General features: G+C 44.0%; 17 protein-coding genes. 16 read left to right on the top strand and 1 reads right to left on the bottom strand.

Annotated elements, in window-relative coordinates; translation table 11 throughout:
• Nucleotides 1–73: 73 nt before the first annotated feature.
• The 16 genes from ccsA to ACDQ55_RS13525 all read left to right on the top strand — a co-directional run bounded on the left by ccsA (nt 74) and on the right by ACDQ55_RS13525 (nt 17,459).
• Nucleotides 74–2,554, top strand: coding sequence for a cytochrome c biogenesis protein CcsA (gene ccsA, locus ACDQ55_RS13600; protein WP_420981945.1), 2,481 nt, complete (start codon nt 74–76; stop codon nt 2,552–2,554).
• A gap of 145 nt (nt 2,555–2,699) precedes the next feature.
• Nucleotides 2,700–3,701 (top strand): alpha/beta hydrolase, encoded by a 1,002-nt coding sequence (locus ACDQ55_RS13595; RefSeq protein ID WP_420981944.1) that lies wholly within the window; start codon nt 2,700–2,702, stop codon nt 3,699–3,701.
• Between the two features lie 105 nt (nt 3,702–3,806).
• A complete protein-coding gene (locus ACDQ55_RS13590; RefSeq protein WP_420981943.1) occupies nt 3,807–4,403 on the top strand; it encodes a DUF4294 domain-containing protein in 597 nt (198 codons plus the stop codon).
• A 54-nt stretch (nt 4,404–4,457) separates the two neighbouring features.
• Nucleotides 4,458–4,955 carry a hypothetical protein gene (locus ACDQ55_RS13585; protein WP_420981942.1) on the top strand — a complete coding sequence of 166 codons (498 nt, stop codon included), beginning with the start codon at nt 4,458–4,460 and terminating at the stop codon, nt 4,953–4,955.
• Nucleotides 4,956–4,992: 37 nt separating this feature from the next.
• Entirely contained in the window at nt 4,993–5,721 is a 729-nt protein-coding gene (bshB1, locus tag ACDQ55_RS13580) for a bacillithiol biosynthesis deacetylase BshB1 (protein ID WP_420981941.1), read from the top strand.
• A 583-nt stretch (nt 5,722–6,304) separates the two neighbouring features.
• Nucleotides 6,305–6,847 carry a peroxiredoxin gene (locus tag ACDQ55_RS13575; protein ID WP_420982098.1) on the top strand — a complete coding sequence of 181 codons (543 nt, stop codon included), beginning with the start codon at nt 6,305–6,307 and terminating at the stop codon, nt 6,845–6,847.
• 69 nt (nt 6,848–6,916) lie between these two features.
• Nucleotides 6,917–7,504: a carboxymuconolactone decarboxylase family protein gene (locus tag ACDQ55_RS13570; protein ID WP_420981940.1), complete on the top strand. Its 588-nt coding sequence runs from the start codon at nt 6,917–6,919 to the stop codon at nt 7,502–7,504.
• A 191-nt stretch (nt 7,505–7,695) separates the two neighbouring features.
• A complete protein-coding gene (rpmB, locus tag ACDQ55_RS13565) occupies nt 7,696–7,932 on the top strand; it encodes a 50S ribosomal protein L28 (RefSeq protein ID WP_089759466.1) in 237 nt (78 codons plus the stop codon).
• A 30-nt stretch (nt 7,933–7,962) separates the two neighbouring features.
• Complete coding sequence (rpmG, locus tag ACDQ55_RS13560) at nt 7,963–8,145, top strand: 50S ribosomal protein L33 (protein ID WP_420981939.1); 183 nt, start codon at nt 7,963–7,965, stop codon at nt 8,143–8,145.
• Nucleotides 8,146–8,217: 72 nt separating this feature from the next.
• Nucleotides 8,218–8,388, top strand: coding sequence for a DUF4295 domain-containing protein (locus tag ACDQ55_RS13555; protein WP_420981938.1), 171 nt, complete (start codon nt 8,218–8,220; stop codon nt 8,386–8,388).
• 315 nt (nt 8,389–8,703) lie between these two features.
• Entirely contained in the window at nt 8,704–9,666 is a 963-nt protein-coding gene (gene ftsY, locus ACDQ55_RS13550; protein WP_420981937.1) for a signal recognition particle-docking protein FtsY, read from the top strand.
• 354 nt (nt 9,667–10,020) lie between these two features.
• A complete protein-coding gene (locus tag ACDQ55_RS13545) occupies nt 10,021–10,908 on the top strand; it encodes a cupin-like domain-containing protein (protein ID WP_420981936.1) in 888 nt (295 codons plus the stop codon).
• Nucleotides 10,909–11,121: 213 nt separating this feature from the next.
• On the top strand, nt 11,122–12,429 hold the full coding sequence (rimO, locus tag ACDQ55_RS13540) for a 30S ribosomal protein S12 methylthiotransferase RimO (protein ID WP_420981935.1): 1,308 nt from the start codon (nt 11,122–11,124) through the stop codon (nt 12,427–12,429).
• 236 nt (nt 12,430–12,665) lie between these two features.
• Nucleotides 12,666–14,450 carry a DEAD/DEAH box helicase gene (locus ACDQ55_RS13535; RefSeq protein ID WP_420981934.1) on the top strand — a complete coding sequence of 595 codons (1,785 nt, stop codon included), beginning with the start codon at nt 12,666–12,668 and terminating at the stop codon, nt 14,448–14,450.
• A 147-nt stretch (nt 14,451–14,597) separates the two neighbouring features.
• Nucleotides 14,598–16,538, top strand: a complete 1,941-nt coding sequence (glgB, locus tag ACDQ55_RS13530; RefSeq protein WP_420981933.1) for a 1,4-alpha-glucan branching protein GlgB — start codon at nt 14,598–14,600, stop codon at nt 16,536–16,538.
• A gap of 276 nt (nt 16,539–16,814) precedes the next feature.
• On the top strand, nt 16,815–17,459 hold the full coding sequence (locus tag ACDQ55_RS13525) for a toxin-antitoxin system YwqK family antitoxin (RefSeq protein WP_420981932.1): 645 nt from the start codon (nt 16,815–16,817) through the stop codon (nt 17,457–17,459).
• Nucleotides 17,460–18,140: 681 nt separating this feature from the next.
• On the opposite strand, the gene ACDQ55_RS13520 is transcribed toward ACDQ55_RS13525, so the two are convergent.
• The gene (locus ACDQ55_RS13520) at nt 18,141–20,537 is read right to left on the bottom strand and encodes a glycoside hydrolase family 31 protein (protein WP_420981931.1); all 2,397 of its coding nucleotides are present in this window, start codon (nt 20,535–20,537) and stop codon (nt 18,141–18,143) included.
• Nucleotides 20,538–20,552: the final 15 nt, after the last annotated feature.

Here is a 20,552-nt window from a genome sequence, read left to right as displayed (position 1 = left end):
TAATCTATTATCCGGCCTTTGATGGTCTGATCATCCGAATGCCACAGTATTCACATCTAGCTAGAGGAATTTTATGAAGTTTGTAGGGGAACATTTATTGCCAGGCCAACTAGGCCATTTCTTCGCCATATTGGCATTTGTAGCATCCATGGTTGCCACCGTGGCTTATTATAATGTAGTTAAATTAAAAGAACCTACCCTGCAGGAGTCCTGGAGAAAGCTGGCCCGCTGGGCGTTCTTTATACAATCCGTGGCAGTGATCGCTGTTTTTGGCTCGTTGTATTATATATTGTATAATCACTATTTCGAATATAAATATGCCTGGCGTAATACTTCCCGCGACCTGCCGATACAATATTTGCTGTCTAGCTTGTGGTCTGATCAGGAAGGTAGTTTCCTGCTCTGGAGTATCTGGAACAGTGTGTTGGGAGTTATCCTGATCCGCACCTCCAAGAAATGGGAGGCGCCTGTAATGACCACCTTTTCCCTGGCACAGTTGATTATGGCCAGCATGCTGTTGGGTATCTTCGTTCTGGGCTATAAAGTAGGCAGCAACCCGTTCATGTTGCTGCGCCAGGCCCCCGAAAACCAGCTGGCGCCAATTTTCCAGGAGGCCAACTACATGGAACATATACACGACGGTAATGGCCTGAATGTAACCTTGCAGAACTACTGGATGGTGATCCACCCGCCGGTATTGTTCTTGGGCTTCGCCTCCATGATTATTCCGTTTGCCTTTGCTTTCGCAGGCCTGTGGGTACGCGATTATACCGGTTGGATAAAGCCTGTGCAGCCCTGGGGCTTGTTTGCCATTATGTTATTGGGCACCGGTATTATGATGGGCGCCGCCTGGGCCTACGAATCACTGAATTTTGGTGGTTACTGGGCATGGGACCCTGTAGAAAACGCTTCCCTGGTGCCATGGCTTACCATGGTGGCTGGCGTACATACATTGCTGGCTTATAAAGCGACGGGGCATTCGCTTAAATCTACCATGTTCTTTTTCTTTATCTCTTATGTCCTGATCCTGTACTCTTCCTTCCTGACGAAGAGCGGTATCCTGGGAGATACTTCCGTACACTCCTTTACAGATATGGGTATGACTGCCCAGCTCCTGATATGCATCTTGGTATTTACGGTGCCTTCTATCGCACTGCTGGTAGTACGCAGGAAGGAAATCCCATCTGTAAAAAAAGAAGAAAGCAGCTATTCCCGCGAATTCTGGTTGTTTGTTGGTGCTCTGATACTCCTCATTGCAGCCATTCAGATCACTTTTACGACCTCTATCCCGGTTTGGAATAAATTACTGGATATAAGCGGCCTGAAGTCTTTGTTCAAGATGAATGATATTGCGCCGCCTTCCGATAGTATCTTCCACTATAATAAGATCCAGATCTGGATTGCCATTGTGCTGGGGGTGTTAACGGCGATCGTACAGTTCATGAGATATAAAGATACCCCCAGGGGCGAAGTCACCAGGAAACTGGCTGTTCCTACACTTGTAGCGGTATTGATCACGGGATTAATTGCTTGGAAAGGCACTATTACTTACGATACTTATGGCGCCGGCTTCCTAACCGCTATATACATGATGCTGTTTGCCAGCATTTATGCAATTGTGGCTAATCTCACCTATATTTTCTCCGGTCTGAAAGGGAAACTGAAAGCCGCCGGCGCTTCTGTGGCGCATATCGGTTTTGGCATGGTGTTGCTGGGCGTATTGATCTCCTCCTCCAAAATGGAAGTGATCTCTCTTGATAAGATGAAGATGCTGAACGACGGCTTCTTTAGAAAGGAAAGCAAGCAGAACCCACGCGAAAATATTATGCTGCCCAGGGACGTTCCTGTACAGATGGGCGACTATCATGTTACCTATGCCGGCGATTCTATTGCGCAGGGCGATCCTAAAACCTATTATATCGTACACTACGAGAAAAAGGACAAGGAAACCGGTAACATGCTAGAGAAATTCACCCTTTATCCGGATGCCTTTGTAAACAGGAAAGAGAATGCGATCTCTTCCAATCCTGCTTCCAGGCACTATCTAACAAAAGATATCTTTACGTATGTGTCTGCCGCACCCAATAAGGAAGAGGAAGCAAAAGCCGATACAACCCAGTATATTACCTACGAAATTAAACAAGGAGATTCCGTATTTTTCTCTAAAGGGTTTATTGTGCTGAAAGGCCTGAATGCCAAGCCACAGAACCGTAATTACGTACCGGAAAATGGCGATCTGGCGGTAGGAGCTGATCTCGAAGTATTTACGCAAACAGATGATCAGTTTAAATTGCAGCCCATCTACTTTATCCGCGACAGTAGCTACCAGTACAGTGTGGAAGACACCCTGGCCCCATTGGGACTAAATGTAAGGTTTTCCAAAATCCTCCCGGCAGAAAACCGCATTGAGCTGAAGGTGAAAGAAGCTGCCGGTTTCACAGACTATATTGTGATGAAAGCCATGATATTCCCTTATATCAATGTATTATGGTTGGGCGTTATTATAATGATTATAGGTACTGCGATGAGTATCTACCAGCGTGTAAGAAGATAATCGCTAACGAAACGATATTAAGTAATGGGAAGAATCCTTCAATAGCCAGCCGGCTGTTGAAGGATTTTTTCTTTATTAAATCTATTTCGTCCACACCATATGTCAGCATTCTTCTCTACATTTAATATTGTTAAATAAGCAATTTATGCCCAGGTGGTTGCGTATCTTTCTCATTGTTATTGCCATATTGACAGTGGTATATTTCTTAGGACCCAAACCAGCTCAGCCAGTTTACAATCACCGGTTGCCGATTGTTCCGGCTGCAGGGCAGGAGCTGGAAGCTTATATCCAACATAAGGAATCCCAGCACCGGCTAAAGCCAGACAATGAAGCCCGTATAGTATGGCAAGACACCAATTTTCATAAAACACCCTATGCAGTGGTATATCTGCATGGCTTTTCCGCCAGCCAGGAAGAGGGTAATCCGGTACACCGCAATTTTGCCCGTCGTTTTGGCTGTAATCTTTATTTATCGCGTCTCGACGGGCATGGTATAGATACCAGTGATCCTTTGCTGCATATGACAGCTGCCGGATTATGGCAGGATGCAGAAGAAGCCCTGAGCATCGGGAAGGCATTGGGAGATAAGGTGATCCTGATGAGCACCTCTACCGGTGGCACACTGGCTTTACAATTGGCCGCCGCCTATCCTAAAGACGTATATGCCCTGATTAATATGTCGCCTAACATTGCGATCAATGATCCATTGGCTTTTCTGGCCAATGACTCCTGGGGCCTGCAGTTGGCGAGGTTGGTGAGTGGTGGGGATTTCAGACGTACCCATGATACAGATTCGCGGAGGGCAAAGTATTGGTACAATAATTATCGCCTGGAAGCAGTAGTGCAATTGGAAAACTTGCTGGAATCTACCATGACCGAATCCACCTTTGAAAAGGTGCGTCAGCCGGTGCTCAATTTATACTATTATAAAGATGAAGCGCATCAGGATAAAACAGTAAAAGTATCCGCTATTTTGAGCATGGAAGAACAGCTAGGGACGCCGGTGCCATTGAAAGAAGCTTTGCCGGTGCCGGGGGCAGGGAACCATGTAATGGGCTGTGAGCTTACCGCTCATGACCTGCCTACTGTAGAAAGGATGATCAGTGATTTTGCAGTTAGCCGCCTGCAAATGCAGCCCATTCATTAATGCGATTTAGTCTGTCATAAATCTGAAATCTTTATTAACTTGTGCTAACATTCCGTATTTAAGTAACGTTAAGATACTATGCACTTCCATTTTAAACCGCTTCTTTTGGCTTTATTCCTGGCTATAGGCATGTCCCTCTGTCATACAGGGGCGATGGCGCAGGAAGCGCATGGTGCAGATGTAATCCCCCTGCATGCTATTGTAGTGGGCAGCGATACTATTCCGGTGATCACCCTTGCCATAGTAGAGGTAGTGGAGCAAATGCCCAAAGCTTTGCGTAAAGAACGTGAGCGTTGGAGCCGCTTGCGGAATGCGGTATATGTTACTTATCCCTACGCCCGGTCTGCCGCCCGTGTGCTAAAGGATGTGAACAGCCGTTTGGCTACCATGAGCAAACGGGAGCAGAAAGCTTACCTTGCCTCCAAAGAAAAAGAATTAAAGGCCCAATTTGGGGATAAACTGGAAAACCTCTCTGTGTACCAGGGGCGGGTGCTGATGAAACTCATTAACCGGGAAACAGGTCAAAACTGCTATGAAATTATCAAAGAACTAAAAGGGGGCTTTAATGCCCGTGTTTGGCAAACCGTGGCCTTCTTTTTTGGCGGTAACCTCAAAAGTGAATACGATAAGCAGGAAGATAAAGACATTGAGGTGATTGTACAGGAGCTGGAAACCTACCAACAATTCCGTGCCTACAATTAAATTCTGCTATCTTCGTAATATTCGCCTGACAGACACTTTACTAAAAGGGATATTATGAAAGCAAGGATTATATTTATCAGCATATTACTTATTTCAATGCGAGCGATGGCCCAGTCGGTGCAGGAAGATGATCCTGTATACGTGCTAGACAGCGTAGTGGTAACCCAGGCTGCAATTGGTCAGGTAACGCCCGATCGTATTGGTTTGATCACTATTGCCAAAGGTTCCAAAGCCGTGTTGAAATATGGCAGTCAGGCCGCCAACGGGGTGGTGTACATAGAAACCAAGCCTTTTGCCCGTAAGCGGGTTAATGCCTTACTGAGCAGGGAATCGCCTGCCTATGATAGTTTGTTGCGCAAATATGGCAACGACAGCAGCTTCTTTTATATTGTAAACGGACAACCCATTACTCCCACCAACGAAACTGGTTTGATGACCGTGGACCAGAAAACCTTCCGGTCTGTGCGGATTATTTCAGAAAATGAAGTACAGGATAAATACCAGGTGATGGATAAGAAAGCTGGCGTAATCATTACCAGTACAGAAGATTAAATATTTTTTTCATCTTTGCACCTCAAATTTACAGCATATGAAACTCGATATACTGGCAATAGCGGTGCATCCCGATGATGTGGAATTAGGATGTGCCGGCACACTGATGGCGCATGCCCGGCAAGGGATGAAAGTAGGGGTAGTAGATCTTACCCGCGGCGAACTGGGCACCCGGGGCACTCCGGAACTGCGTGAGCAGGAGGCATTGGCAGCGGCAAAGGTTCTTGGATTGGCAGTACGTGACAATCTTGGATTGGCCGATGGCTTTTTCCGTAACGATACCAAGGAACAGCTGGCTATTATTACAGCCATACGCAAATATAAACCGGAAATAGTACTGGCTAATGCGATGGATGACCGTCATCCAGACCATGGCCGGGCAGGGAAGTTAATTGAAGACAGTTGTTTTCTGGCCGGGTTAAGGAAGGTTGAAACTTCAGTAGATGGACAGGTACAGGAAGCCTGGCGCCCTAAACAGGTATATCATTTCCTGCAAGACCGTTATCATGAGCCGGATTTTGTGGTAGATATTTCTGAAGTGATGGAGAAGAAGTTGGAGGCGATCCGTTGTTTCAGTTCCCAGTTCCTGGCGCCGAAAGACAATGAGCCACAAACATATATTTCCGGGTCTAATTTTTTTGAAAGCGTGATCTACCGGGCTAAGATGTTGGGTAAAATGATAGGGGTGGAGTATGCGGAAGGTTATACATCTGCCAAAATGATAGGAGTGAAAAATTTGGCAGATCTTATTAATCACACTACCTAAGGATATTGATGTTCCGCGATTTTTTTCCTCAGAAGGAAAAAAATCGCGGTTATAGACATCATTATAATAATAAAAGAACGATTGTAGTAGTATCGCATTGGCACCAATTGGCATGTAAAATCAGGGCTCCTTGTGGAGTGCTTCCGAAATGCCTTTGGAACCCGCTAAACACTAAATGAACAGATCTCTTGTTGCATCAAATTCATCGTGTTTAATGATACTGTTTTTGATAAACGGAATCAAAGCAAGTCCAATCGTAATAACCACCAGTAAAAAGTATTTTTTCTTCATATCCATGCTAAAAATGTTAAAAATTGATCTCTCGTTATATTCAAATAGCGCGCCAAAATTTTTCAGAAATAGCATTAAAATGTTAAGTGCGGAATATTTTTTTTGATTATAGCGTTTACCCCTGTCTCATATGCAGTGGGATCAGGGCAAAGTTCCCCATATAGAGAAACTCAATGTCACATCTCTAAAATCTATTTGATTACTAATGAATGTAATGTGATCTTTGCGCCGTCAAAATATACAATCACTAGTCTGTAAATCAAAAAAGGTAATAGCAATGATGAAAAATGTTATTTTATCCGTAGGGTCAGAGTTTCCCGAATTCAAAAAAACGGCAGTAGTATCTATCGAAAAAGGTAAAGAGTTCTATGAACTGTCTTCCGAAGAGCTGAAAAACTCTGGCAAATGGCTGGTAATGTTCTGGTGGCCTAAGGATTTCACTTTTGTATGTCCTACTGAAATCGCTGAGTTCAACAAACATGCACAAGATTTCACAGACCGTGATGCTGTATTGATCGGTGCTTCTACCGACAGTGAGTTTGTACATGCTGCTTGGAGAAGAGATCATGAAGATCTGCGTAACCTGCAGTTTCCTATGTTGGCAGATACTTCCAAATCCCTCGCTACTGAACTGGGTATCCTGGAAGCCAACGAAAAAGTAGCTTACCGTGCTACTTACATTGTAGACCCTCAAGGTATTGTACGTTGGGTATCTCTGTACGACCTGTCTGTAGGCCGTAGTGTAAAAGAAGTGCTGCGTGTACTGGATGCGCTGCAAACAGATGAGCTGTGCCCTTGCAACTGGAGCAAAGGTGAAGCTACATTGAGCGTTTAATCATATTGGCCAGCTACCGGCAGCTGCCGGTAGCTGTTTTTTAATTTTATAATAAAATAATTTATATATATGTTTGCAACTACAAATCAGGATACAGCTGTTCAGTTATTGGAAGCAGTAGGTTTGGGCAGTGAGCAACTTTCCGGCAAGCTGCAGTCGCTGGTAGCGGTGGATGCGCGTTACCTGAAAGATTTGAAGATCAATGTCTCAAATTCTTTATCGGCCGCCACTTTATCTAAGAAAGAGGCTTATCTGATCGGTCTGGCGGTAGCGGTGAATGAAAAGCATGCGGCGTTGCAGGCAGCTTTTGAGAAGTTGGCCTTACAGGAGGGTGTAACAGATAAGGAGATTGCAGAAGTGATTAGTTGTACTTCCCTGATGAATGCCAACAACGTATATTACCGTTTCAGGCATTTTGTGAACAAGGAGTTTTACACGAGTACACCTGCGGGTATCCGGATGAGTATTATGGCGAACCCGGTATTAGGTAAAGAGTTTTTTGAATTGTTGAGTTTGGTAGTGTCGGCACTGAATGGTTGTGAGATGTGTGTTACTTCTCATGAAGAAGCGTTATTGAAACATGGTACAGATCAGCAGCGGGTATTAGATGGGGTAAGATTAGGGGCTGTTTTGCGTAGTTTGATCGTATTGATATAAAAAATATTTTGGCAAAAGACAGATGAAAATTTGCCTGATAATTAATTGATTATCAATCTTTTGCATTGTGTTCACAAATTAAGAAAGCACTTTTTTGTGTAGGCTTAAGTGGACTTGTGGATAATTTCATTTAATAATATTTGCAAATTCCATAAAAAAAATGGACTTTTGCATTCCAAAATTTTTAGATCATGGCAAGAGTATGTCAGGTGACAGGAAAGAAGCCGATTACGGGTCACCATGTTTCCTTCTCCAACATTAAGACAAACAGAAGGTTTCTTCCTAACCTGCAAAAGAAACGTTTTTTCCTGGCAGAAGAGGACAAATGGATTTCATTGAAAGTATCTGCTGACGGTTTAAGAACCATCAACAAGAGAGGATTGTATGCAGTTGTGAAGGAATTGCGTGCAGCTGGTCAGGAAATTTAATTCTAAGACTCACTTAATTTGTAATACACAATGGCAAAAAAAGGTAATAGGGTGCAGGTAATTCTGGAATGTACAGAGCATAAAGCTACTGGCTTGGCTGGAACTTCCCGTTATATCACTAACAAGAATAAGAAGAATACTCCTGAGCGTATGGAGTTGAAGAAGTACAATCCTATTTTAAGGAAAGTAACTGTTCATAAAGAAATTAAATAAGTAAATTGTTGATGGTGAATGGCTGATGCATAACAGCCAATAGCCATTGGACCATAAAAACAATCGTATAAAATGGCAAAAGCAGCAAAAACCGCGATCAAGAAAGACGCAAAAGCAGCCGCTGAATCAAAGGTTTGGACCAAAGTAATCAGAGCAGTACGCTCTCCTAAAACTGGTGCTTATACCTTTAAAGAAGCTATCGTGCACAAGGATAAGATCCAGGAGCACATGAACCAAAAGTAATTCGGCTTTACTAATAATACTGAGGAGCTGTCCCGCAAAGGACAGCTTTTCTTGTATGTGATGGAGTGTTACCTGACGCGTGAAAGGAAAATACCATATCATTTATTCCCTGGTGCTTTTGTGGCTATCTGGTAGCCCCGGTTCCCATATTCTCCATAGCACTTATTCATTTCCCGGCATTAAGGCTATCATAAAAATCATTTAGTCACATCCGTAAAAGTGCGTATTTTAGCACCCTATTGTAAATGGCTGCACTCGTAGCAACCGGATAACTCAAAAAGACCCGGAAAAGAACCGGACCCAATTGAACAAACTATGAGCTTTTTCAATAAACTATTTTCCAGAGAAAAGAAAGAGAACCTGGATCAGGGTTTGCAAAAAACCAAAGAGAGCTTCCTGAGTAAAATAGGACGCGCCATTGCTGGTAAATCGACCGTTGATACTGAAGTGTTGGATAATCTGGAAGATGCCCTTATTTCTGCAGATGTTGGGGTAGACACTACCGTGAAAATCATTGACCGGATCGAGAAAAGAGTTTCAAAAGATAAATACCTGGGAACCAGTGAATTGAACAGGATGTTGCAAGAAGAAATTGCAACGCTGTTAGTGGATGCGCCCGATAGCGGTTTCCGCGATTTTGATGTACCAGCCGGCAAAAAGCCTTATGTTATTATGGTAGTGGGAGTAAATGGGGTGGGTAAAACAACTACTATAGGCAAGTTGGCTTACAACTTTAAGAAAGCAGGCAAATCGGTGATGTTGGGAGCAGCAGATACTTTCCGTGCGGCTGCCGTAGATCAGCTGACCATTTGGAGCGAAAGGGCAGGCGTGCCGATCGTAAAACAGCAAATGGGCTCAGATCCGGGCGCAGTGGCTTTTGATACAGTGCAAAGCGGTGTTGCAAAAGAGGTGGATGTAATTATTATAGATACCGCCGGACGTTTACACAATAAACTCCATTTAATGGATGAGTTGGGTAAGATCAAGCGGGTAATGAAAAAAGTGATTCCCGATGCACCGCATGAAGTATTGTTGGTGTTGGATGGCTCTACTGGCCAGAACGCTTTGGAGCAAGCCAAGCAATTCACCGCCACTACTGAGGTAACCGCTCTGGCCATTACCAAGCTGGATGGTACCGCTAAAGGTGGAGTAGTATTGGCTATTGCCAATCAGTTTAAAATACCCGTAAAATACATTGGTATTGGAGAAAAAATGGAAGATTTACAGGTATTTAATAAAGAAGCTTTTGTAGATTCTCTATTTAGTATAAATGACTGATCTTTATATATTTGTATAATATATTTGCTTTTTGAAATGATGCCTGCCTGATATTTTACTTAAAGTAAAATAAACCCAATGACCCTCTTGTTGTTTAATATTTTACTTTAAGCAACGTATCAGGTATGTAGATCTTTATTTAATATTTTACTTTAAGTGAGAAGATGTTACCGGATGCTGGGAAAAGCAGCTCCGGTTTTTAGGCATGTGGATGTGAACCCTACTTTCTTTGATACCCGGCGGGAAGCCGCTCATTTAGCAACTTTAAGCCTGTTTCTTTGTTTTATAAAATTACTGCATTTATTACATTTGAATAATCGTTCCCTTTTTGTACCCTTTTAACAATTCGTAAGTATGATAGTACAATACATAGATCGAGTTGAAGATATTACACCAGCGGAATTCAGAAAGAACTATTACCTCCCTCGTAAACCTGTTATTATATCGGCTGCAGGACTCAGTAAGCACTGGCCGGCTTTTTCCAAGTGGACATGGGATTATTTCAAATCAATTGTAGGAGACAAAATTGTAGGGGTATACAATAATCAGCGCGCAGGGGCTAACACCCTGGTAAATGGCGCAGATGATTATATTACATTCGGCGAGTACCTGGACATGATACAGAAGGGTCCGGTAGCACTGCGTATTTTTCTCTTTAATATTTTCCAGCATGCCCCGCAACTAACAGCAGATTTTACCTGGCCGGATGAACTGGCAAAGGGGTTTCTGAAAAAATACCCGATGCTATTTGTGGGGGGCGCCGGCTCTGTGGCGCACATGCACTACGATATAGACCTTTCTCATATTTTTCATACACAATTTGTTGGGCGTAAACGTGTATTGCTGTTAGAGAATGATCAATCGCCCCTGATATACCGCATGCCTTTTACCGTAGAAAGCGCGGCTAATTTTGTGCACTGGAACGAGCAGCTGGACGAAGAGCATTTTCCCGCGTTGAAATATGCCCGCGCATTTACTGCAGTGCTTAATCATGGCGATACCATGTTTATGCCGGGCGGATATTGGCACCATATGGAGTATCTGGATGGAGGCTTCGCGATGAGTCTTCGTGCATTGGACCCCTCTCTCGCTGGCAAATTAAACGGGCTTTACCATATAGTGGGTCTCCGGGGAGTGAATAACCTGATGATTAAAGTGGCTCCTGTATGGTGGTATCATCAAAAGAGAAAAATGGCCTGTCAACGTGCAGACAAGGCTTTACACCAATTAGGGGAGATATGACCGATTTTTGTGCTAAGTCGCTTAGCAACAGTTACTTAGTATAAATTTCTAATTATCAATTCTTTTTGCTACCTTTGCACCTTCCTTACTTAACCCCCACTAAGACTCAGGTCACGTACAGTAAGTCTGCTGTTAAATTCAATTAGTGTCTGTGTGTCTTCGTGGCGGTAGCGGCTCAATGAATGCTTGACCGCTTGTTTAAAACATTCGCGCTTGAAGACAAAAACTTTAAAGAAAGACAAGGTTAATATTATTACGCTTGGTTGCTCCAAGAATATGGTGGATTCAGAAGTGTTGAGCGGTCAGCTGATGGCTAACGACATTGATGTGGTACATGAAAGTGCCAAACGGGACCATAATATTGTGGTAGTAAACACTTGCGGTTTTATTGACAAGGCCAAAGAAGAATCGATCAATACCATTCTGGAGCAGGTAGAACTGAAACAGCGTGGCAAACTGGACAAAGTATACGTTACCGGATGTTTGAGCGAGCGTTACCGTGGCGATCTGGAATCAGAAATTGAGGGAGTGGATGCCTGGTTTGGTACCATGGAGCTTCCCCTTATCCTGAAAAAATTTGATGCCGATTATAAAGCGGAGTTGGTTGGTGAAAGATTACTCAGTACCCCCTCCCATTATGCTTACCTGAAGATCGCAGAAGGTTGCAACCGCACCTGTTCTTTTTGTGCTATTCCCCTGATGAGGGGTGGCCACGTTTCGAGGCCTATCGAAGAACTGGTGAAAGAAGCAGAAAAGCTTGTAAAATCGGGTGTTAAAGAAATTATGCTCATTGCACAGGAACTTACCTATTATGGTTTGGACCTTTACAAACAACGCCGCCTGGCCGATCTGATGCGTGCCCTGGCGAGTGTGGAAGGACTGGAATGGATTCGTCTCCATTACGCCTATCCGACCAAGTTTCCTATGGAAATTCTGGATGTAATGAACGAATTCCCCAACATCTGCAATTATATTGATATGCCGCTGCAGCATGCTTCCAATGCCATGCTGAAGGCAATGAAACGTCAGATCACCCGTGAAGAGATAGAAGAGCTGGTACACGCCATCCGGGCGAAGGTACCAGGTATCTGTTTGCGTACTACCCTGATTGCCGGTTTTCCCGGTGAAACAGCCGACGACGTGGAAGAACTGAAAGGTTTCCTTGAAAGAATGCGATTTGATCGCGTGGGCGTATTTACCTACAGTCATGAAGAAGGCACCAGCGCCTATGAACTGGAAGATAATATACCTGCTGAAGAAAAAGAGAGAAGAGCGCAGGAAATCATGGAAGTACAACAGGAAATCTCCCTGGAAAAAAATCAGGAGAAAGTAGGGCAGGTCTTTAAGGTGGTCGTAGACAAAAAAGAAGCAGGAAGATATCTGGCCCGTACCGAATTTGATTCGGTGGAAGTAGACAATGAAGTGATCATTGATACCAACAAGCGTCTGAAACCAGGCGACTTTGTGCAGGTACGCATCACCAAAGCATTTGACTACGACCTGGAAGGGGAACTGGTATAGCCCATTAGCTTTCGGCCCTGGCTTTTTAGCCGCCGGTCGATACTAAAGTGCCATATCCTGCAGCTTATTTAACAACCGGCAGCACATCACCGCTGGTTCCAATTTATGCAAATACCAGTGGCCAGCTGTAAAGAACTGGCGCCGGTTTAATTTATTCCAAACAGCTAATAGCTAATAGCTAACACCTAAAGGCTATAGCCCACACTGCTCCCGACGGAGCTGATTAATGAAAATCAATGACTACATTTGAATCTCTGGGCTTACAAGAGCCTATCTTAAAGGGAATTACGGACCTGGGTTTCGTTTCCCCCACACCTATCCAGGAACAGGCAATACCAGTATTGTTAGGAGGTGACCGCGATTTCGTTGGTCTGGCCCAGACGGGCACCGGTAAGACTGCTGCCTTTGGCCTGCCATTACTGCAGCAACTGGATCTTAAATTAAATAAACCACAGGGACTGATTTTATGTCCTACCCGTGAGCTGTGTTTACAGATCACTAACGATCTCAAAAACTTCAGTAAATACCTCGGCGATGTAAGCATCGTTGCTGTATACGGCGGCTCCAGCATTGTGCAACAGCTCCGTGAACTGAAAAGAGGAGTACATATCGTGGTAGCTACCCCTGGTCGCTTGCTCGATATCATCGACAGAGGCGCTATCAATTTTGAAAACGTACGTTATGTTGTACTGGATGAGGCTGATGAAATGTTGAACATGGGCTTCCAGGAAGACATCAACAATATTTTGTCTAACACCCCGGAAGGTAAAACTACCTGGTTGTTTTCCGCTACTATGCCACAGGAAGTTCGCCGGATCGCCAAAAAATACATGGAAGATCCATTTGAACTGACCGTAGGCAGCAAAAACAGCGGTAACGTTAATATTGAACATGAATATTACGTGGTACGCCCACGCGATAAATATGCGGCGTTGAAACGTATCGTTGATTTCAACCCTGAAATCTTCGGTATCATCTTTACCCGTACTAAAATAGAGTCTCAGGAAATTGCAGAATCCCTGATTAAGGACGGCTATAACGCCGATGCCCTGCATGGCGACCTTACCCAGCAGCAACGTGATAAGGTAATGAAACGTTTCCGCGAAAGAGCGCTGCAGGTACTGGTAGCTACCGATGTGGCTGCCCGTGGTATTGACGTAGACAATGTAACTCACGTTATCAACTACGACTTACCAGATGACGTAGAGAACTACACCCACAGAAGTGGTCGTACGGGTAGGGCTGGTAAATCCGGTATTTCTATTGCTATCATCAGCAGCAGGGATGTTGGAAAGATCCGCCAGATCGAGCGCGTTATCCAGAAGAAATTTGTGAAGGCAGAAGTACCGGATGGTTTTGCTGTTTGTGAAAAGCAATTGTTTGGTCTGGTACACAAAATCCATAACGTAGTTGTAAACGACGAGCAAATAGATCCATATATGGAACGCATCAACGAAGAGTTTGCGGCCATGAGTAAGGAAGATTTGATCAAACGTTTTGCTTCCCTGGAATTTAACCAGTTCCTGGAATACTATCAGGATGCGGTAGATCTGAATGCGAAAGATGAGAAACGTGCTTTCGGTGAAGATAAAGGCCCGCGCAGAAGTGATGGCAAATTTACCCGTTTGTTTATCAACCTGGGCTCTGTGGACGATTTCAACCGCGGTGATATGCTCCGTTACCTGTGCGATAACACCGGTATCCGTGGTAATAAAATCGGCCGTATTGATCTGAAAGGCGTATACTCTTTCTTTGAAGTGGAAAACGACGAAGTACCTAAAGTAACAGAAGCTTTCAAGAAAGTGGAATACAATGGCCGTAGCGTAAGGATTGAAATGTCGCAGGATAGCGACAGACGTCCACGTTCAGGTGGTGGTCCACGTGGTGAAGGCGGCGGCGGTTTACGTAAAAGAAGCTGGAATGGTGAAGGTGGCCGTCCGGGTGGTGGTAACCGTAACGGCGGCGAACGTCGTGAAGCTTTCGGCAGCGGCACTAAACCTCCGTATAAGAAAAAGTACTAAGCGCATAAAGCATATAGTTTATTTAAAAGAAAGGCCCGGACATATTTTGTCCGGGCCTTTCTTCTTTTTCCAAAAAATTAAACTATCTTGGTTAGATGAGTAACTAACAACTACTTACTAAAGACTATACCCAATTTACACGTTACTATGACCGGAGAAAACTATCGCACATTGCAGTATGTAGAACCATTTTCCCTCTTTTCTTCCAGCGACATTACCCTGTTCCAGGCCGGCTCACACTACCGGCTACACGAAAAGTTTGGTGCACACCCTTTAGAGCTGGAGGGTGCCAGCGGTACCTATTTTGCCGTTTGGGCGCCCGATGCTGCTTTTGTGGCAGTAATGGGCGATTTTAATGAATGGGACCATTATTCCCATACCTTGTTTCCCCGCTGGGATAGTTCCGGCATTTGGGAAGGTTTTGTACCGGGGGTGAAAGCAGGTTCCCTGTACAAATATTTTATACGCTCCAATAGTGGAGAAGAATTAGTGAAAGGAGATCCATATGCCAGTTACTGGGAAGTACGTCCGAAAACTGCTTCTATAGTGCATACCCTGGATTATGAGTGGGATGACAGCCGTTGGATGAAGCAACGCCGCCATCATAATACACTTGATAAACCTTTTGCCGTATATGAAGTGCACCTGGGGTCCTGGCGGCGCCCAGACCCATCCGATCCGGAAAGCGTGTATTCTTACCAGGAAATAGCTGACATGCTGGTGCCTTATGTAAAGGAAATGGGATTTACCCATGTAGAGTTGATGCCGGTGATGGAACATCCTTTTGATGGCTCCTGGGGATACCAGATAACGGGTTATTTTGCCCCTACCTCCAGGTATGGTACACCGCAGGATTTTATGGAAATGATAGAGGCGTTTCACCTGGCAGATATTGGCGTTATACTGGATTGGGTGCCTTCACATTTTCCTTACGATGCGCATGGCCTGTATCGTTTTGATGGCTCCCATGCATATGAATATGCGGATATGCGTAAGGGTTATCATCCGGATTGGAACAGTTATATATTTAATTACGCCCGGAATGAAGTCCGGTCTTTCCTGCTGAGTAACGCCATTTTCTGGCTTGATAAATTTCATGCGGATGGTTTGCGGGTAGATGCCATTGCTTCTATGATTCATCTCGACTACTCCCGGGCAAGAGGCGCCTGGGTGCCTAATGAAGTGGGAGGGCATGAAAACCTGGAAGCGATCAGTTTTCTGAAAAAGCTGAATGAAACCATCTATGCCTTATTTCCAGATGTACAGACTATTGCAGAAGATTCTACAGCGCATTATGGTGTGTCGAGACCCACTTTTATAGGAGGGTTGGGGTTTGGGATGAAATGGATGATGGGATGGATGAATGATACGCTTGATTATTTTGAGAAGGAGCCTATTCACCGTAAATGGTATCAGAACGATTTTACTTTTAGCCTGGTATACGCTTTTGGTGAGAATTATATGTTGCCACTGAGTCATGATGAAGTAGTGCATGGTAAGTCTCCGATGTTGTATAAAATGCCGGGAGACGACTGGCAAAAATTTGCTAATCTGCGGCTGTTGTATAGTTATATGTATACCCATCCCGGTACCAAGTTATTGTTTATGGGTGATGAGTTTGGGCAAACTTCGGAATGGAATTTCCGGGGGCAATTGGATTGGCACCTGATGCAGTATAAACCCCACCAGGGATTGAAAGCATTTGTAACTGCGGTGAATCAGCTGTATACTACTTCTACTGCTTTATATGAGCAGCAGTTCGACAGCGCGGGATTTGAATGGATCACTGTAAATGATTACGATAATTGCGTATTGGCTTATTTAAGAAAGGGCAAAGCTGCCGGGGATGTTTTACTGGTAGTATTAAATATGACGCCTGTAGTGAGAGAAAACTATCTGATAGGGTTGCCCGCAGGAGGAGAGTGGAAAGAAATATTGAATAGTGATGCACCCGAGTATTATGGCAGTGGAGTGGTAAATACGGGTATACTAAAAACCCATAAGCAAATATATAACGGAAGGGACTATACACTTTCCCTGCGCTTGCCTCCTTTGGGTGCTACTATTTTGCAGTGGCAACATCATTGATAAATGGTGTTGCCTGCCATATCCTCATCCTATCAAAAGAAATCATTACCTATAATCATCTTAATTATATCCTATTTTAAACCTTTGTGTTTTTTTGCTATCTATAGTCGGGCCACCATCAAAGCAATAAGAAAATGTTTATATAGCCGGGCTCGTGCTTTTTGAACCAAATTCGTGTAAATCATTTAGTTATAAAAACACCCTCCATAAGTAGAGATATTAAAGCGGAAAAATATCAAATTACATAATAATAGGGATGTACTTTCAGAAAATTATATGAGTAAAATATTTAACTTGTGTGAAAGTAAAGAAATGATGCAGAAACTATTTTTATATGTTTTGTTGTTGTCTGTGATAGCTGGTAGTAGCATGGCACAGAGTAAAATCAACCAACGTGATGCGCAGGGCCGTAAACAGGGACATTGGATAGAAGAAGTGGGAGAACTGCGGGGAGAGCCGGGATATTCCTGGGAAGGGGATTACCGGAACGACCGTAAAGAGGGGCATTGGAAGAAAACGTCTGCCATTGGCAACCTATTGGCAGAAGAAACCTTCAAGAACAATGTGCTGGAGGGGTATTGCAAGTACTACTTTCCGGATGGAAAGCTCAGCGAGGAGGGTGCTTATATGGCTACCGAAATAGATGGGCAGCGGGATACTATTATGATCATTGATCCAGTAACCAACGTAGAAACGCCTACGGTGATTATCCGCAAGGGCAATTCGGTGCGTAATGGTGTTTGGAAATTATATGATGAAGAAACCGGAAAGATGTTGAAAACGTATTACAAGCGGGGAGAAACCGTTACTGCTGAAGAGTTGGGGGATACGGATACCACTACAACCGCTCCATCTCCTGCCGCCAAAGCGTCATTTCAATTGCCACACGCGGGTAGTGGCAAGCAAAAGAAGAAGGGCTAGAAAATGAACAGGGAAAAGGTAAAAATGAACAGAAAAATTTGTCCGTTTTAGCTTTTTTTTCCGTAATTTCATTAAGGAAGTTGTGATTAATAAACCCCTGTTTAAAACCAATAACTATTTATTGTTTAATCCTTTTAACTTGTTTGTATGAAAAGCCTTAGTATTAATCACGGGGAAAATCCACATGAGTTGGAGGGTCTCGATTATTCCACGACTACTGATAAAATGGAAATACTTTTTCGGGCAATATTTATATTTCTGATCTTTTGTGCGTTGATATCCATATTTTATTTGTCCATTTTCTACTAAGCGCAAATAATCGCTCTATAATACCTTTCGAAAGAGGGGTGAAATAAAAAATAGCAACGTTTATGAGGTTGAACATAAACGTTGCTGTTTTTATTACGTTTGTATATCTATTGATACGCCTGTTCCGCTAAGCTGATTTCCCTTTTAATACCAATTGTTGCGGGTGTTTTATGAGCCATTATATCCACCTATTCCTACCAGTAATATGTTAAGGACTCATTCATTTTGTTCATTCTGCTTTTCAAGGCTTTAGACATTTTGTATAGTCAAACGAAGCATCTAATTTTGATATCTCTAAAGTTGGCATAGGTTATGAAACCGGCGCGAGATATCTATCTGAGGTGCCTTTTCTTTTTCTTCTTCACTTTAGTCTCAGATCAATATTATTTCTTCAAAATTGCGAGGTACCAGGAACGAAAAAGTATGCGCTGTCAATTTATTTTCTGGTAATACTTTCGTGGTTTGGCCATCTACTATCAGAGAAACAGGTTGGAAAGGCAATGCATGTATCGTAATACGATATTGCTTATAAGAGGTATCGTAGTTGATGAAGAATTGTTTTTTCAAGTAAAACCGTTGCTGCGTAGAGCGTTGTTTAAAATGAATGATATTGTATTGTCCATTTTTATAACCATAATGATCACCTGCATCTTCATAGAGCACGCTTTTCACTTCTGCTTCTTCATAATATACCTGTAACAGCATTTCCGTAACCGGTGTTTCTTGTGTATACTGCATCACAGGATATTGTGGCAGCACGGCGCCAGCTTTCACAAACAGGGGGATTTCTTCCAGCGGTGTATCTACTGTGATGGTTTGGGCGCCGGTATATCTACGGTCGTTCCAGTAATAATACCAGGTGCCAGCTGGCAGATATACTTGTTTCTCCTTCATGCCTTTTTCGCTAACGTGGCTGATGAGTAAGGAGTCTCCAAACATAAACTCATGGGTGAGGTTGTGTGTGGCGGTGTCTTGTTGGTCTACAAAAGCCAGCGGGCGTAACATAGGCGTGCCGGCATTTGCATATTGCCAGAAAGTAGTGTAAGCGTAAGGAAGCAGTTGGTACCTAAGGTTAATAAACTTAGTGACTACTTTTTCATATTCAGCTCCGAAGCTCCAGGGTTCCTGGTTAAAGCCGGTTTCATTGCTGGCAGAGTGGGTACGCATCAGCGGATGAAACACGGCCAATTGTATCCATCGGGTGTATAATTCGCCATCTGGTTCTCCGATGAAGCCGCCAATATCACTGCCGGTAAATGAAATACCGGAAATAGAGAGGCGTTGGCATTGCATGCTGGCCAGCCAGAGATGTTCCCAGCTGGATACATTATCGCCTGTCCAAACGGAAGACCAGCGCTGGGCGCCGGAATAGCAGGAGCGTGTAATCACAAAGGAACGGTGGGGCATGAGGTATTTTTTCATGCCCGCCGCTGTGGCTTTACTCATTAGGTGTCCATATATATTATGGGCTTTGCGGTGGCTCACTTCTTCTCCATCGTAATCGTGGCGAACATCTTCAGGGAAGCTGCCCATTTCAAAAACGGCGGGCTCGTTCATGTCGTTCCATACGCCGCGTACGCCGGTTTCTGCCAAACTTTTGAACAGGCTGCTCCACCAGTCCCGTACTTCCGGATTGGTATAATCCGGGAACACACATTTGCCGGGCCATACATCGCCTTCCATTAGCGCACCATCGGCGCGTTTACAGAAGTAGTTATTTTTCATACCTTCCTGATAAACGGCATATTCTGGGTCTACCTTGATGCCTGGGTCAATGATCACCACCACTTTAAATCCTTCTGCAGCAAGCTCTTTGATAAGTCCTGCCGGATCAGGGAACCATTCTTTGTTCCAGGTAAAGCAGCGGAAGCCATCCATATAGTCGATATCGAGGTAGATCACATCGCAGGGGATCTGGCGTTTGCGGAATTCTCGGGCAATTTCCTTTACGCGGGTATCGGGGTAGTAACTCCAGCGGCATTGGTGATAGCCCAGCGCCCATAATGGCGGTAGTTCTGGTGTACCGGTGATCCTGGTGTAAGATGCCGCTACTTCCATTAAGTCTGGGCCATAGATGAAATAGTAATTCATTTCCCCGCCGCGGGCCCAGAAACTGCAGGCATCTTCCCTTTCCTTTCCAAAATCAAAAATGGTCCGGAAAGTATTATCAAAGAAAATTCCATAGCCAATGCCATGGTGCAGCCCGTAATAAAAGGGGATATTGCGGTAAAGGGGATCTGTATCTTTTTGGTAGCCATAAGCATCTGTGCCATAGTTTTCGAGGCGTTTGCCCCGCAGGTTAAGCTCTGTAGGCTTGTCGCCCAGTCCGTAAAAGCATTCCCCTTCTTGCACCAGTTTGCTGCAATACTGGATCTTACCCCCTTTAAGTAGATAGTGTTGCCAGTGATAGCCCATCTCGTCCTGGTTGATCACTTTGCCTTCCTTGTCGGAGATAGTGATGCGGAGGTTATCGCGGGCTATAAATATTCGGAGTGCATCGGTGAATATTTCAAAGGTTTCTTCCCATTCTTTGATACCAAAAGTGATTGGAGATTCTTCTAATGTATCGCTGGTAGCATAGGAGAAGTCTCGCTGGAAAGTGCCGTCTGCGGCATATCTGAAGCGGACAATCTTATCTGCAATTACCCTTACTTCTAGAATTGTCTCTGAGGTATAAAAATTAAAATAGTTACCTTCTTTTTTCCATTCCCTGATACTATCGGGATAATGTTTTGCGCCGTATTTACTGGACGAGGTTTCAACTTGCATAATCTCTTTTTCTGG

The organism is Chitinophaga sp. 30R24, assembly GCF_049056765.1.
Taxonomy (GTDB): domain Bacteria; phylum Bacteroidota; class Bacteroidia; order Chitinophagales; family Chitinophagaceae; genus Chitinophaga.
Note: the sequence above shows the minus strand (reverse complement) of the source record. Positions and strands in the feature narration are given on the sequence as shown.

What these genes read in the sequence shown, in the direction of transcription:
- ACDQ55_RS13520 (WP_420981931.1), bottom strand. Translation starts at nt 20,537, where the DNA reads ATGCAAGTTGAAACCTCGTCCAGTAAATACGGCGCAAAACATTATCCC.
- ACDQ55_RS13595 (WP_420981944.1), top strand. Translation starts at nt 2,700, where the DNA reads ATGCCCAGGTGGTTGCGTATCTTTCTCATTGTTATTGCCATATTGACA.
- ACDQ55_RS13545 (WP_420981936.1), top strand. Translation starts at nt 10,021, where the DNA reads ATGATAGTACAATACATAGATCGAGTTGAAGATATTACACCAGCGGAA.
- ACDQ55_RS13555 (WP_420981938.1), top strand. Translation starts at nt 8,218, where the DNA reads ATGGCAAAAGCAGCAAAAACCGCGATCAAGAAAGACGCAAAAGCAGCC.
- ccsA (WP_420981945.1), top strand. Translation starts at nt 74, where the DNA reads ATGAAGTTTGTAGGGGAACATTTATTGCCAGGCCAACTAGGCCATTTC.
- ftsY (WP_420981937.1), top strand. Translation starts at nt 8,704, where the DNA reads ATGAGCTTTTTCAATAAACTATTTTCCAGAGAAAAGAAAGAGAACCTG.
- rpmB (WP_089759466.1), top strand. Translation starts at nt 7,696, where the DNA reads ATGGCAAGAGTATGTCAGGTGACAGGAAAGAAGCCGATTACGGGTCAC.
- ACDQ55_RS13570 (WP_420981940.1), top strand. Translation starts at nt 6,917, where the DNA reads ATGTTTGCAACTACAAATCAGGATACAGCTGTTCAGTTATTGGAAGCA.
- glgB (WP_420981933.1), top strand. Translation starts at nt 14,598, where the DNA reads ATGACCGGAGAAAACTATCGCACATTGCAGTATGTAGAACCATTTTCC.
- bshB1 (WP_420981941.1), top strand. Translation starts at nt 4,993, where the DNA reads ATGAAACTCGATATACTGGCAATAGCGGTGCATCCCGATGATGTGGAA.
- ACDQ55_RS13525 (WP_420981932.1), top strand. Translation starts at nt 16,815, where the DNA reads ATGAGTAAAATATTTAACTTGTGTGAAAGTAAAGAAATGATGCAGAAA.
- rpmG (WP_420981939.1), top strand. Translation starts at nt 7,963, where the DNA reads ATGGCAAAAAAAGGTAATAGGGTGCAGGTAATTCTGGAATGTACAGAG.
- ACDQ55_RS13585 (WP_420981942.1), top strand. Translation starts at nt 4,458, where the DNA reads ATGAAAGCAAGGATTATATTTATCAGCATATTACTTATTTCAATGCGA.
- ACDQ55_RS13535 (WP_420981934.1), top strand. Translation starts at nt 12,666, where the DNA reads ATGACTACATTTGAATCTCTGGGCTTACAAGAGCCTATCTTAAAGGGA.